Here is a 14,436-nt window from a genome sequence, read left to right as displayed (position 1 = left end):
TTTCACACCAAGCTTTCCTACAAATTAACGTCCGCTTGCTTTCGATTTGGCGCGCTTGAATGTCCATTTATTACCAAATTTTATATTTGGATTACTCTTAATAAAACTATCCGCAACGCCCATTGCAAGAAGACACATAACAAGCGAAGATCCGCCTGCGGAAACAAACGGCATAGGAACGCCCATAACTGGCAAAAGCTGAACAACAACCAAAATATTTATTAAGCCTTGACCAACAATCCAAGTGGCAATGCTAATAAGAGATATTGAAACAAGCTTATTTGTTGACTGCAAAGCAGAAGTTAACAGGCACCAGCCAATCACAATATAAAGAAGAATCACACAAGAAGCAACAACAAATCCCATTTCTTCGCCAATGATTGCAAAAATAAAATCGTTGTGAGCATACGGCAAATAATTCCACTTTTCCCTAGAATTGCCTATGCCAACGCCCATGATTCCGCCAGAAGCCATTGCATATTGTGCGTGAATCGCCTGGAAGCAAACGCCTCTAATTGACTTTGCATCGCAACCCTGAATAGTGGCAAGAATACGACGCATACGATTTTGGCTAGTAACAACAAGCAGCAAAACCGCAGCACACGCCGTTATAAGAGCCACAACAAGCCATTTTGTAGGGAATCCGCCTACATAAAACGCAACAATAGCAATTAGCAAAATAATAAGAGCGGTACCAAGATCCTTGCCTGCAACAACTAAAAGAACCGAAACACCTAGAGCTGCAACAGTTGGAATATAGGCTCGCATAGCAACACGCTTATATGCCTTTTTTGCAAGAATAAGTGCCATTGGTAGCCAAATGCATATAGCAAGCTTTGTGATTTCTGCTGGCTGCATTGTAAACGGGCCTATTTTAATCCAGCTAGCATTGCCATTAACCTCGTGCCTAATGCCTGGTACAAAAGTCAAAAATTGCATAAAAACCGATATTGCGTAAATTACAATAATCTTACTTTTATAGAAATCGACTGGTAAATGCGAAAAAACCAAATATCCAATAAGGCCAATAATGCAATAAATCAGCTGGCTTATTCCAGAACCCCAAGGGCCAGCTCCATAAGTAATCATTGTTACCGAAGAGCTTGAAAACACCATAAATAAGCCAAAAACGGTTAATATTACAACGGATATTCTTAGTCCAAAAAGGCACCACAATGGGTTGAAAATACTGCGAATACCAACATATTGCTTAAAAGCCTTGGCATTCTCGCTAAGAGAATCTTGAACACTAGAAAAACTGTCGGAATTATTGGTTTTAGCTGCGGATGGCTTTGCGGCAGAAGACTTTGTGCCAAAAGACTTTGTGCCCAAAATGCGTCTTCTAAGCTTTTTTGCAGGCTTATTGTTAGATGAGCCATCTTTTCTATTGTTCTCATTCATGGCACTTAACCCACTGCTCAGATTCTTTAGCAAAACGATTTCCACGATCTGCATAAGAAACAAACTGATCCATAGAGGCGCATGCTGGCGCTAAAAGAACAACATCTCCAGGCTGCGCGTACCTTCCAGCAGCTTGAACAGCTGTAGAAATGACTTTTTGCCCCAGCGAGGAATCAGCGTTAGAAATTGGCGAATTCTGAGCTTTGTTAACAACAGAATCATTTGCATAATCAAAAGACTCATAGCTTTCGCCGTTTGCGGAAACAATTGTTACAGGAATATCTTGCCCCTGAGCGTTAAGAGCCTGAACAATTGGATTTTGATCTAAACCAATAACAACAGCAGCCTTAATAATATTGCGATTTTGCTTAACTAAATCTTCAAAATGACCGCCCTTTGCAAGGCCTCCAGCAATCCAAATAACGGATTTTTTACCAAAACTAGAAATAGAGGCGGCAGCAGCATGAGCATTAGTTGCTTTTGAATCGTCCACAAAACGAATCGCGTGGTCTGGAAGATTATCTTCAGCGTTTAAAGTAGCTACTGTTTGAATCCTATGCCCTCCTGGAGCAAAGTTACGCAATGCCTTAACTGCATTTTCAACGTCTTGTTTTAAGCCAAGAGTTAGCGCTAACGCAGTTAATGCATCTGCAAGAAGATGCGGATACACGCTTCCATCTGGCTCACATAAATGCTTTAGTTCATTTAACGCCACTATTTTGTTTGCTTCGCCAACTTTTGCACCAGCAACGCCACTTTTGTCTACAATCCAACCATCTTCAACGCCTATTTCTCCAGATTTTGGAGCGCAAAGCGTAAAACCAATTTTTTTGCAACCATCTTTAACTTGTGCAATCTTTGCTAATTCGCTAACGCGTGAATCTTGAGCATTGTACACAAGCGCTTTTTTAACGCCATTAAAAACTTTAGACTTATCTTTTGCGTAGGCTTCGATTCCGCCATGCCAGTCTAAATGATCGGCCGCAATGTTAGTGATCGCAGCACAATCTAACTCTAAGGAATCCGTAAAATGTAGCTGGAAAGAGCTTAATTCAACGCATAATGCATCGTGCTCTTTTTCTAGCGCAGCATGGGAAACCGACTTGCCAATATTGCCAACAGCAGGAGCATCTAGACCGCAAGCAGTAAGCATCTGAGATGTCATTTCGGTTGTAGAAGTTTTGCCATTTGTTCCAGTAATTCCAATCCATGCGGCTGGAAGACTTGTTTTAAGCGACTTTACGCGCACAAGCCATGCAAGTTCTACCTCACTAATAACTGGAATATTGCGCTTTTGAGCCTCTAAAATAAAAGGTGTTCTAGGGTTAAAAACTGGCGATGTTACAACAGCATCAATCTTGGTCCAGTCGATTTTGGAAAAATCGTGGATTTGAGCTTCCGCCTTGCGTTCGTCTGCGCTAATCGCGTTAGCTCCAACAGTTTTAAGTACTTCCATGGCACCTATACCAGAAACACCTAATCCTGCTACAAGAACATTATGGAACGGGAATTCAGTGTGTAAAGAGAACTCCTTGCATAAATCATTTGCAACGCTGCTCATATAATCACCCTTACTAATCGCAATTGTATAGGTATAGCAATTGTATAGCCATTATTAATCGGTGAACCTGCTAAATCAAGAGTCCAGAACGACCTGCCCAATCCGCATAGAATGTCATCAACGCGGATAGAACAAACATAAGCTCAATCATCCAAAAACGAACAACAACCTTGCCTTCTGCCCATCCAACAAGCTCAAAATGGTGATGGATTGGAGCCATTTTAAACACTCGTTTATGTGTCATTTTAAAGCATCCAACTTGGATTACGTCACTGCAGGTTTCCATAACAAATAGCCCGCCTAAAATAACAGCCAAAAACTCCGTGTGAGTGGCGATTGAAAGCGCGGCAAAAAGACCACCTAAAGCCAAAGACCCAGTGTCTCCCATAAACACCTGAGCAGGATTTGAGTTGTACCACAAGAACCCAAAGCAGGCAACGGCTGCGCAAACGGAGATAATGGTTAAATCAAGCGGATCCGAAACGGCATAAGAGAATCCAAAATGGCCACCGCCTTTAACGTGATAACTCTCCCAAAAAGCAATCAAAGCATATCCCGCAAAAGCAATCATAGAGGATCCAGCAGCAAGGCCATCTAATCCGTCTGTAAGATTTACTGCATTAGACCACGCAGCCATTAAAAAGTTTACCCAAACAATAAAAATTACGATTCCAGCTACTCTGCCAAACATTGAAAAATCAAAGAATGGTTTTTCTATAAAACTCATGCCAGGCTGAGCGCTTGCAATACCAGACTGAGTTGGAAGCATAAGAGCTAAAACAGCGTAAATGCTTGCAAAAATAACCTGACCAAACAGCTTTGCGCGCACAGAAAGACCAAGATTCTGCTTTTTCCTTACCTTTGCAAAATCATCAATAAAGCCAAGAAAACCCATTGAAAGCATGGCAAAAAGAACAAGAACAGCAGACCAAGACGGCGTTCTACCAACGGAAAAATACCTGTAAAGTGCGGAGGCAGCCCATCCAACTACAACAGCGAGGTTTATAACAACACCACCCATAGTAGGTGTTCCGCGCTTAACTAAGTGAGATTGTGGACCGTCTTGACGAATGTATTGTCCGTAATTTAGGCGGTGTACTAGGCGGATTAAAAGCGGTGTGCCAACAATCGTCACTATTAGCGACACCACTATTCCCACAATAAGCGCAATCACAGGTTAACCTCCGTATGTTTGTTAAGACCATTGCTAGAGCCATTGCTAAGTTTAGCCCAACTTTCAGCCAAAGCACTTAGTCCCGAAGCGTGAGACCCCTTTAGTAACACAACAGTACTAGGATGCTCGGCCACAAGACTCCAAACAATGTTATTTGCCTCAGAGCAATCATGCACAAAATACACACTGTTTTTAGAATCACAATTAGAATCACAATTAGAATCATCAGTTTTATTTTGATGATTATCTCTATTTTGCCAATTATCTTTAGCACCTTTAGCTATACAAGAAGCTAACTCATCTAACTTTTCGCTTAAAGTTGACCCAACCGTAATTATTGCATCAATATTGCGTTTTGCAACGTATTCGCCAATAGATTCATGCATTTTATTTTCATTAGACCCAAGTTCCAACATTGAGCCTAAAACTGCGATTCTAAAAAGCTTAGTGCATGCGGAATCAGCAGAATGTGCGGACTGAGCGGACTGAGCGGACTGAGCGGATTCGTAAGAGCATAATCCGTCAATTCCAGCTTTCATAGAATCTGGATTTGCGTTAAAGGAATCGTCAATAAGTGTAAATTTTTTATCATCTTTGCAAATAACAGAAATCTGCATGCGATGCGGGCTAATATGCGAAACTTTATTCAAAACTAAAGCAATGTTTTTAAGACTCATACCAAAATATCTTGCAACATTCGCAGCAGCTAATGCATTCATAACGTTGTGCGCTCCAGGAAGCGCAAGATGCACACTGGCACTGTTTTCGCGAATCTGATTGTTTGCGCAAGTCTGACTGTTTTTGTTTTCGATAATCGAAAATTGTGCACAACCACTTTCATCTAAAGAAATATCTTGTGCATGTAACTGATAATTCTCATTATTCGCTGCATCAAAATTGCCATTATTATTAACATTCAATCCAAACCAGCGGATTTTATCTTTATCGGCAAGCTCACTCATTGCCGCAACGCGAAAATCATCAGCATTTAAAATTGCCACTCCGTGCGGCAAAAGCCCCCTAACAATCTCACTCTTAGCCTGAGCAATTTTTTCTACGGAGCCAAACTCGCCCAAATGAGCAACACCAACTTTTAACACAACCGATAAATCTGGAGGCGCAATAGTTGTGAGCATTGAAATCTCACCAACATGATTTGCACCCATCTCTGCAATAAGGAATCGCGTATTCTCGTTTACATGCAAAGAAGTTAACGGCAATCCAATTTCGTTATTAAATGACCCAACTGGCGCAACCGTGTTTCCAAGCGTTGAAAGAAGAGCATTAAGCATGTCTTTTGTTGTTGTTTTTCCAACGGAACCCGTTATACCAATAACGCTAAAAGGCGTGTTTAACGCGCGGCGGCGCACCAGATTGTGCTTTGCTAAAAGTCCAAGTGCTTCAACCGAATTTTTAACAACAATTTGAGCAATTTTGTTCTGCACACTTTTATCGAGCAAAACAGCGTGTTCTACAATCGCCGCTTTAGCTCCAAGCTGCGCTGCTTTTTGCACAAAATCATGACCGTCAACGCGTTCACCTTTTATAGCAACAAATACCGCACCGCAAGAAACGTTGCGAGAATCGCTTGTAGCACAAATAACAGTGTCATTGCTGTTTACCGAATCAGAATGTGCAGAATCACAACTTGCAGAATCACATAGAAGCTCGGTTGCATTAACCGCATCTGCCACTTCTTTAATGCTCATAGGCATCATACGCAAACTTGCTTGCGCTGAAACATTTTCCGTAATTTTGTTTTGCATACTATTTTGCTTTGTTGAAAACATTATTTGCTCTTAAACATTTTGGTTTCTATTTTAATTCGTGAGACACTCGCAACGCACTTTTAATGGTTCCTCTTCTAACTCCAGCAGCAAGAACCATTGCAATTGAGAGCGAAAGATGCCTACTCACATCTCTGCCGCCTATTTGGTCTGCTAATGCAGCTAATTCATCCGATTCTTTAGACCGCATAACACAATAGGATCTTTCATGACTTAAGAAGCCGTATCTTTGCTGCAAAGTATAAAAACTCATTACAGGGCGCGCAGAATTTATGCTTAATTCGTCAATTTGAGAGTCATCGCTTTGGCTACTATAGCTAAGCGATTCTGTTGATTCTATTGATCCTGTTGATTCTTTGGATTCTTTTTGCAATTGGTTTTGCTTAGCAGACTCTTCGGATTGCTTATTTAATGTGCCGCCTGCTTGCGACTCGTCTTTTGCATTAGAAGAATCGAAAGACGCCGAAGAATTAGCAGCCGCCAAAGAATCGAAAGCAGCATCACCAGTAGCATCCGATTTTTTGTCAATCTCAATCACATCTGTTTTTAATGAATCGGACTTATATAAATCAAGACTTCCAGACATGGCAAGAGCATTGTTACTTTCAACACCAAGAACATCAATGTTTGTAGACTGCAAGGCATCTTTTTTAAGCGTTGCAGAATTTAATGCTATAACAACGGCGGCAGCTCCGTCTTCTACACACACCGATAAATTGTGTTGAATATCTACTATTCCAAGCGGATATTCCAAATCTAAATCACGCTGAAGAGAGTTAGATCCAGCAGCGCTTATAACACCAACTGGATTGCCAAGCATGTGAAGAAAATCCGCTAACCTTATAACGTTTGCGTAAACTTCGTCATCGTCATCTCCAGCAACCGCGAAAGTGGCTATAAAAGAAGATGGATCATTGTTAACATCGCAAGCAAGTTTGCCCAAAGTAACTGGATTGTTGGAAGAAACAAGTAACGGAATACCAACGCTCATAGCTTCGCTTCGAAACTCTGGAGGAACCATTGCTGCGTACGCACCAGCGTCTCTAGCAGCTTCCAACTGTCTTTTATCTACACGATTTGCAGGAACAAAAAGACACCCAGGCCTAACGTTTCTAACATCGCATACAAGCGATGTAATTGTTATTCCAGAAGCAAAAGATGGTATTACCTCAAAACCGTATTGTTCTGCAGCAAAACCAAGGGTCACTCTTGTTCTAGAAAATTCATCAACAGCATTCATACTTGCACCCGCCCGTTCACTATGTATCACCATTGTAAAGGAATAGGGTTGCTGCGAGGAGTCGATACTGGAACGTTGTACTTTTGCATTAAGAACTCGCCTATTGTCTTTATAAGAGGAGCTGCTGCGAAAACGCCGAATGTGCCTTCTGGATTGCTTAATGCAACTGTTATTGCAAAACGAGGGTTATCGACAGGCAATATTGCCGCGCAGTCTGCAACAATAGAGCTAAGCGCTCCACCAAATCCAGCAACTTCTGCAGTACCACTCTTTGCAGCAATACGATATCCGTTAACAGATATGTAGTTACTGTAATATTCTGCCGTGGATTCCATGGCATTTAACATTTGATCGGCAACGTGTTCATCTAAAACGCGAGTGCCTTGTGGCCTCTTGCGCTCAGTAACTCTACCGTGTGGGTCGATTACAGACTTTATAATCGATTGCTTAAGCCTTACGCCCTTATTAGCGATTGTTGAAATAGCATTGGTGATTTGCAAAGCATTTGTTGCATATCCCTGACCAAACAAAACAGTATTTTGCTTACGACCATCCCACGCTTGAACACTCGGGAACAAACCTTGGGATTCTCCTTGCAAATCAAGGCCAGTTAATTGCCCAATTCCAAACTTAGACAAGAATTCATAACGCTTGTTATTTGGATACTTTTCGCCAGCCATAATCATGCCAACATTAGAAGATTCCTTTAAAATGCCTGCTAAAGTAAGCTTCATAACACCGTGGCTGTGAGCATCATGGAAAAGTTGACCTTGCTTTTCAATGCTTCCAGGAACAGCAAACTTATCCGTTAGCTGGCGTGCTCCAGTTTGAAGCATTCCAGCAACTGAGAATACTTTACCAATGGAGCCTGGCTCAAATACCTGGCTAACAGCTTTAGAAACAGATGCCCTAGCTTCGGCAGAACCAGCTTTAATATTATCGCTATCTTCTAGAGCAACAATTTCTCCAGTGCGAATATCTTGAACAACAGCAACGCCCCATCCAGCTTTGTACTTATTCATACCGTCTAGAAGAACCTTCTTAACGTACCAATCTACATCGCTATCAATAGTTAGCTTTATGTCGTTACCGTTTACAGCCTCTTTATATTCACTTACCGTTCCAGGAATTTTCTCATTTCCAACGTTATTTCCCTGATATTTTTGGTAACCATCTTTACCAGTTAAAACTTTGTCTTGAGAAAGCTCCAAGCCAGATTCACCAACTTCACCTCTTCTGCCCTTAGCTTCTTTTCGGCTGCTTTCTTCTGCGTCTTTAACAGAGCCAATCAAAGCGCCCAAAATAGGACCACTTGAATATACGCGCTCACTGCTATTTTCTGCATAAACACACCCAGAAAGATTAAGCTTATCTATTGCACGCTTAACAGAAGGCTTAACGTTTCTTTTTATAACAGCATAACGCCCTACACCTGCAATTTTTCCGCCAATTTCAACAGAACTCATATGCAAAATAGGAGCCAAGAGACGTGCTACAGCAACAGCGCCCGTTCCTTCAACGTCTTTGCCATTAATTGCATGGCAATTCCCAGCAGTTTGCTTTGTGCAAGGAGTTGGTTTAAAGGACTGAGCATTCATTGGGTCTGCAATTATGTTATATCTTTCAACACTCTGAGCCAAAACAGCACCATTTGCGTCCAAAATACGCCCTCTACGAGCGAGTATTGGACGAGTCCTACTACGTTCTGCCTGCGCCGCCTGAGCAGTAGAACGTGCATTAATCAACTGTATAAAACTAAGCTTTACTATTGCTAAAGATGCAATAATCGCAAATATGATTGCAACACCAATGCACTTTTTTGCAAAAACAGTGTTGCGAATTACGCTGGTTTGAGTGCCAGAACGCATGCCAGAACGTGCAGTAGAGCGCGCAACAGAGCGAACAGCATTATTAGTATACGAATTATACAATCCGCTTATGTTGAGCCTACTCTTTCTGACTTTTCTTACGCTATTTTTGATGCAGCGCAACTTTTTGCCAGCTAATTTGGCATAATACAATACTGTTTTCATTTTGCCTGAGTATTTGGCGAAACGTTGCTTGATTAGGCGGTTCATCAATGTTTCTCCTTATTTTTTTGTTCTGGCTGGTGGTTGGTTTTTTTAGGATCTTGCTTAGCTTGATTTGGCTTAGGCTGATTTGGCTTAGCCTTTTCTTGCTTAGCTTTTTCTTGCTTAGCTTGATCACGATTTTTAGCTTGATCACGATTTTTAGCTTTTTGAGCTTCAATAGCTGCTTTTTCTGCCTTCTTTTTATTGGCATAATCACTTAAGTCAACAGTTATTGCACCTTGCTGCGGAAGCATTCCCATATCTTGTGCTTTTGTTGGAAGATCTGCTTCTAAAGCATCCAACTTTGTTTGAGCAGTCTCTACGTCTTGACGAAGCCTGGAAATATTGGCTTGAGTTGCAGCTTGTTCAAAAGAAATCTCTGCCATTTTTGTGCGAAGCAACAGAGATGTAGTAGGCGTAACAACAAGGAACATAACAACAATGATTAGGTTAAAAAGAGGAGCTTTACGCGTGTTGCTCCACGCTATAACCTTGTGCAAATGATTCATTACAGCATAAGACCTGCGATCCGAGGCGCTAAACACTAGCGGAATCGACTTAGAAACGCGATTTTGTCTTGAATCACCAGAAATTTTCTCGTTCACTCGGCCTGCAGGTGCAGAAGACGCTGCAAAAGATGCTGCAATTCTAGAAGCACGGTTTTTAAGTGGCTTATCCATTAGAACCTGCCTCCTTTGCTACGATTTACGCCATTTGACTTAGTAGAAGAATGTTGCAAAGACGTATCTTCTCCTTGAGCAATAGCTGTAAAATCTTTGATCCACCTATCTGGAATATCTCTAATAAGCTCCACTGCCCTCAAGCGAACAGAAGAAGACCTTGTATTATTTGCAATTTCTTCTTTAGATGCCTTAATAGCTCCACGAGTTAAAGACTTAAAGAAAGGCTGGGCACTTTGCGGAACAATAGGCATATTTGCTGGAACGTCTACTTCTAATCCCTTATTCATAAAGCGCTTAACTGTAATATCTTCCAAAGAATGATAGGATTCAACAACAATCCTGCCGCCGTTATTTAAGCGCAAAGCAAGCTTTGGTAAAGTTCTAGAAAGTTTATCCAACTCCCCATTAACTTCGATTCTAAGAGCCTGAAAAACTCGTTTAGCAGGATTTCCTGGCGCACGATGAGCACGCGGAATAACCTGATCAACTAGGTCAACCAACTGACCAGATGTTACTATTGGGTTCTCTTGCCTAACTTGCACTATTTTTCTTGCAATCGGACCAGAAAAACGTTCTTGACCGTACTCACGAAATATTTCAGCCAGACTAGATGCACTATAGGTAGCAAGAATGGTTGCAGCAGTAACACTCTGAGTTGTATCCATTCGCATATCTAAGGCTGTGTTATGGGAATAGGAGAATCCCCTATCCGCTTCGTCTATTTGCAAACTGGAAAGACCTAAATCCATAAACGCTGCATCGATTTTATCAATTTCTAAATCTTCCAAAACTTTGTCAACTTCGTCGAATGCAGCATGAACTGGAATAAAATGATTATTCAATCCTTCATCTTGCATCCTTTTTGTTGCTAAGCCAAGAGCCTCACTATCTCTATCTATTCCAACAAGAGTTGCCAGTGGAGCTGCTTTAAGAAAAGCTGTTGCATGGCCAGCAAGACCAAGAGTGCAGTCAACAACAATAGAATCTTTATGTTCTAGCGCTGGAGAAACAAGATTTACGCAATCTTCCAATAAAACTGGCGCATGAATTGTAGATAGATCTTTCATTGTGCCACCGCCGGAAGAACGTCATTCGCAATATCCGCATAGTCTTGCTCTTTATCTGCAAGGTAATTATTCCAAGCGGATTTATTCCATATTTCTGCACGAGTTCCAACGCCTATTACAACAATCTCATCTCCAAGATTGGCATAATCTCTTAGCATTGGAGGCACTACTATACGACCCTGCTTATCTGGCTCTTGATCTACAGCACCAGAAAGAAAAACTCGTAGGTAATCTCGTGCCGACTTATTGCTCATAGATGTGCGCTGGATTTGAGTTGTAATACGCTCAAACTCTTGCATTGGAAGAACATAAACGCAGCGTTCTTGGCCGCGAGCCATAACAAAACCATCACCTAATTGGGATCTAAATTTTGCTGGCAAAGCCACACGACCTTTGGCATCTATTTTTGGCGAATAGGTGCCAAGAAGAACTGGATTCTTTACCTGATTATTAGCCTGAGTTTGCAAACCATTAGCATCAAAAACTGCGTTTTGCGGCAAAGGAGTGGATGTAAAAGCCGAAGACGTAGCTTGAGGCTGCATAACAGGCTGCATAACAGGCTGTATAACAGGCATCTGCTGCGATTGATACATAGGAGGAACCTGCTGCATCACGTAATAAGGCTGAGCATATGCTTGAGAATTTTGCATTGGCATATGCGCTTCTTGTGCATTAGCTTGAGCCATATTTTGAGAATCGGAAGCAGATGTATTTTGAGCATGCTTAAAGGAGGAATTGGCTTTATCTTGCGCATTTGCGCCAGCATTATTACGAGCCATAAATCCACATCCTTTTCAACATGCAATATGCCACTTGCACATCATTCACCATTTTACCCCATTTCTCACCAAAAATCCCCACTTTTTGTAAAAAAATAATATTTTTTTAGCAAAAATTGGAAACATGCAACGTGTATTAGCCTCGAGGTATACTTAAACGCCTGGTTTTAGCACAACTTTTAAGAAGAACGGACACAAATGTCTACGTACTCCTCACAACTCAGCGAAGAACAACAAGCGGTTGATTGCGCTTATGAGCGCTTAGATAACTTGCGTTCAACAATCCGTGCAAGACTTGATTCTGTACGCGCTGCAGGCTCACACGGATCGCCAACTCAGCGAACAGAACGAGATTCTTTTGCAACAATGTACGAAGATCGTTTAACGCAACTTAGAGCTGTAGAAGATAGACTTGTGTTTGGTCGCCTAGACGATTGTGAAGGCGTAAGACGCTATATTGGCAGAATCGGTTTGCTAAGTGAAAATCACGACCCAATCTTAACCGACTGGAGAGCAGAGGCTGCTCGACCATTCTACGAGGCAACTCCTTCTAATCACGGAAACATTGTTATGCGCAGACACATAACTCTTAAATTCCGAGAAGTTGTGGGCGTTGAAGACGAGATTCTAGACATTCATTCCGACGAAGTAAACAAAGCGTCTAAACAAGGAACACTTACTGGCGAAGGTGCATTACTTGCTTCTTTAGGTTCTCGTAGAACTGGAAAAATGACGGATATTGTTGCAACTATTCAGGCTGAACAAGACCGCATTATTCGCGCTCCTCTAGACCGTACAATTGTTGTTCAAGGCGGCCCTGGCACAGGCAAAACTGCTGTTGCATTGCATAGAGCAGCATACTTGTTATATACACACCGCAGAAAGCTTGAAAGATCAGGAGTTTTGATTGTAGGACCAAGCTCTGCATTCTTAAGGTACATAGACCAAGTTTTGCCATCTTTGGGAGAAACTGGTGTTGTTAGCAGAACTATAGCGGATTTAATTCCAAACGTTCGTGCAGATGCAGAAGATACTGCACATGCAGCAAAACTTAAGGGAATGTACCGTATGAAAAACGTTATTCAAAACGCTATATGCGCAAGAATACGTGTTCCTAAAGATTTGCCAACATTACGCATAAACGGTTTTGCTGTACAGCTCAAAAAAGAAGATATTGAGCTTGCACAATTAGACGCTCAGCGCACACACCAGCCTCACAACCAGGCTCGTAAAACATTTGTAAAGTCAGTAATAAGTTCGCTTAGAAACAGGTATCTGGAACAACTTGATTACGTCCCTTCCCAAGCCGAAATATCCGACATTACATCGCAACTTAGGATGGAAAACAAGCTCAAAATAACTTTGAATCTTGCTTGGCTTCCTATGAATGCTAATTGGCTTATAGACCAACTTTTTTCTAAACCCGAACAGCTTCGCATATATGCTCCTTGGTTAAGCGAAAATGATATTCATGCATTAATTAGACCAAAAGGAAGTCCTCTAACTAAATCCGATATTCCACTGCTTGACGAAGCTATGGAACTTTTAGGACCAGACCCAAAGATTGAAGCACAAAACGCTGCTAATGCTCGCAAAAAGCTTGAAGAGCAACAATATGCTTCTGATACTCTTGCACAAAACGGAATAGGCAATGGCATTGTTACCGCAGATATGCTTATTGAAAACATTCAAGGCAACGATGCAAACATGGTGGCTAATCTTGCTGCATCAGATAGAGAGTGGACTTATGGTCATGTTGTGGTAGATGAAGCACAAGAGCTTACTGCAATGGACTGGCGAATGCTAATCCGCAGGTGCCCTTCACGATCATTTACTATTGTTGGCGATGTTGCACAAACCTCCTCTTTAGGTGGTACACACCGTTGGCAAAAAAATATGAGCTCATTATTTGGAAACGAGAACTGGGATCTTTATGAGCTAACAATCAACTACCGCAATCCTAAAGAAGTTTCCGAAGCTGCAGGAAAAGTGGCAGATAATTCTGGCTTATACATTTCAACAGTTAACGCCGTTAGATCTGTTCCAGATTCGCTTATTAAGCAAACAGTTCAAAATCAAAATGAACTTGATAATACGCTTTCTAAATATTGCATTGATTTATTTAACGAATTTGTTTCCGAAGATGGTAGTGGACGAGTAGCAATTATTGTTCCTCAAGAATTAATAGCCAACGCAAACAATATAGTTAAAAATACTCTTAGCAAAAATCTTTCAACTAAGGAATATACTCGCATAATTCAGCAAAGCTTTGACGATAGCCAAATTAGTGTTTGCACTGCAGAAGACGTTAAGGGATTGGAATACGATGCGGTAATACTAATGCAACCTTCTGCTATAGAGCAAGAAGCTGCATCTAGGCTTAGCGCAGCCGCTAACTTATACGTTGCTATGACAAGACCAACACAGCGTCTTGTTATCTTGCGCACACAAGACGACGCTGATTTTTCGGAGTAAAAATTGTAGAGTGCAGTATTGAGTAAACCTAACCATTAACAACCTTGTTATTTGTTTGACCCTTTAAACGGGTCAAACAAATCAGGTTATTGCTCACATATATAACTACATTTAATCAAGACTCAATAATTCACCAGCATAATGGTGAACAAATATTCACATAAACTCAAATACTCAATAACATGTACTTGTTTTGT

Annotated in this window: 10 protein-coding genes; 1 reads left to right on the top strand and 9 read right to left on the bottom strand. The window is 41.3% G+C overall.

Features of this window, described 5'->3' with window-relative positions; all coding sequences use genetic code 11:
• Positions 1-24: 24 nt before the first annotated feature.
• The 9 genes from QP420_RS03095 to mraZ all read right to left on the bottom strand — a co-directional run bounded on the left by QP420_RS03095 (position 25) and on the right by mraZ (position 11,764).
• Positions 25-1,401: an FtsW/RodA/SpoVE family cell cycle protein gene (locus QP420_RS03095; protein WP_481616507.1), complete on the bottom strand. Its 1,377-nt coding sequence runs from the start codon at positions 1,399-1,401 to the stop codon at positions 25-27.
• Positions 1,394-2,962 (bottom strand): UDP-N-acetylmuramoyl-L-alanine--D-glutamate ligase, encoded by a 1,569-nt coding sequence (gene murD / locus QP420_RS03090; RefSeq protein ID WP_415695677.1) that lies wholly within the window; start codon positions 2,960-2,962, stop codon positions 1,394-1,396. Before murD ends, QP420_RS03095 begins: the two co-directional genes overlap by 8 nt.
• A 70-nt stretch (positions 2,963-3,032) precedes the next feature.
• Positions 3,033-4,136, bottom strand: coding sequence for a phospho-N-acetylmuramoyl-pentapeptide-transferase (gene mraY / locus QP420_RS03085; protein ID WP_060787283.1), 1,104 nt, complete (start codon positions 4,134-4,136; stop codon positions 3,033-3,035).
• On the bottom strand, positions 4,133-5,902 hold the full coding sequence (locus tag QP420_RS03080) for a UDP-N-acetylmuramoyl-tripeptide--D-alanyl-D-alanine ligase (protein ID WP_481616506.1): 1,770 nt from the start codon (positions 5,900-5,902) through the stop codon (positions 4,133-4,135). The genes mraY and QP420_RS03080 overlap by 4 nt, the downstream gene beginning before the upstream one ends.
• A 49-nt stretch (positions 5,903-5,951) precedes the next feature.
• A complete protein-coding gene (locus QP420_RS03075; RefSeq protein WP_481616505.1) occupies positions 5,952-7,163 on the bottom strand; it encodes a UDP-N-acetylmuramyl peptide synthase in 1,212 nt (403 codons plus the stop codon).
• 26 nt (positions 7,164-7,189) lie between these two features.
• On the bottom strand, positions 7,190-9,241 hold the full coding sequence (locus QP420_RS03070) for a peptidoglycan D,D-transpeptidase FtsI family protein (protein ID WP_481616539.1): 2,052 nt from the start codon (positions 9,239-9,241) through the stop codon (positions 7,190-7,192).
• Positions 9,241-9,915: a hypothetical protein gene (locus QP420_RS03065; protein WP_481616504.1), complete on the bottom strand. Its 675-nt coding sequence runs from the start codon at positions 9,913-9,915 to the stop codon at positions 9,241-9,243. The genes QP420_RS03070 and QP420_RS03065 overlap by 1 nt, the downstream gene beginning before the upstream one ends.
• A complete protein-coding gene (rsmH, locus tag QP420_RS03060; protein WP_481616503.1) occupies positions 9,915-10,985 on the bottom strand; it encodes a 16S rRNA (cytosine(1402)-N(4))-methyltransferase RsmH in 1,071 nt (356 codons plus the stop codon). Before rsmH ends, QP420_RS03065 begins: the two co-directional genes overlap by 1 nt.
• Positions 10,982-11,764: a division/cell wall cluster transcriptional repressor MraZ gene (gene mraZ, locus QP420_RS03055; protein WP_060787278.1), complete on the bottom strand. Its 783-nt coding sequence runs from the start codon at positions 11,762-11,764 to the stop codon at positions 10,982-10,984. Before mraZ ends, rsmH begins: the two co-directional genes overlap by 4 nt.
• Positions 11,765-11,962: 198 nt before the next feature.
• Here mraZ and QP420_RS03050 point away from each other — a divergent pair, with 198 nt between their 5' ends.
• The gene (locus tag QP420_RS03050) at positions 11,963-14,239 is read left to right on the top strand and encodes a HelD family protein (RefSeq protein ID WP_415695672.1); all 2,277 of its coding nucleotides are present in this window, start codon (positions 11,963-11,965) and stop codon (positions 14,237-14,239) included.
• The last annotated feature ends 197 nt before the right edge of the window (positions 14,240-14,436 follow it).

This window comes from Bifidobacterium sp. UMB1197 (genome assembly GCF_030217745.1).
In the GTDB taxonomy this organism is placed as follows: Bacteria; Actinomycetota; Actinomycetes; order Actinomycetales; family Bifidobacteriaceae; genus Bifidobacterium; species Bifidobacterium vaginale_B.
This window is presented reverse-complemented; position numbering and strand designations above follow the sequence as displayed.

What these genes read in the sequence shown, in the direction of transcription:
- QP420_RS03075 (WP_481616505.1), bottom strand. Translation starts at nt 7,163, where the DNA reads ATGAATGCTGTTGATGAATTTTCTAGAACAAGAGTGACCCTTGGTTTT.
- QP420_RS03065 (WP_481616504.1), bottom strand. Translation starts at nt 9,915, where the DNA reads ATGGATAAGCCACTTAAAAACCGTGCTTCTAGAATTGCAGCATCTTTT.
- QP420_RS03095 (WP_481616507.1), bottom strand. Translation starts at nt 1,401, where the DNA reads ATGAATGAGAACAATAGAAAAGATGGCTCATCTAACAATAAGCCTGCA.
- QP420_RS03070 (WP_481616539.1), bottom strand. Translation starts at nt 9,241, where the DNA reads ATGAACCGCCTAATCAAGCAACGTTTCGCCAAATACTCAGGCAAAATG.
- rsmH (WP_481616503.1), bottom strand. Translation starts at nt 10,985, where the DNA reads ATGAAAGATCTATCTACAATTCATGCGCCAGTTTTATTGGAAGATTGC.
- QP420_RS03080 (WP_481616506.1), bottom strand. Translation starts at nt 5,902, where the DNA reads ATGCAAAACAAAATTACGGAAAATGTTTCAGCGCAAGCAAGTTTGCGT.
- murD (WP_415695677.1), bottom strand. Translation starts at nt 2,962, where the DNA reads ATGAGCAGCGTTGCAAATGATTTATGCAAGGAGTTCTCTTTACACACT.
- mraZ (WP_060787278.1), bottom strand. Translation starts at nt 11,764, where the DNA reads ATGGCTCGTAATAATGCTGGCGCAAATGCGCAAGATAAAGCCAATTCC.
- QP420_RS03050 (WP_415695672.1), top strand. Translation starts at nt 11,963, where the DNA reads ATGTCTACGTACTCCTCACAACTCAGCGAAGAACAACAAGCGGTTGAT.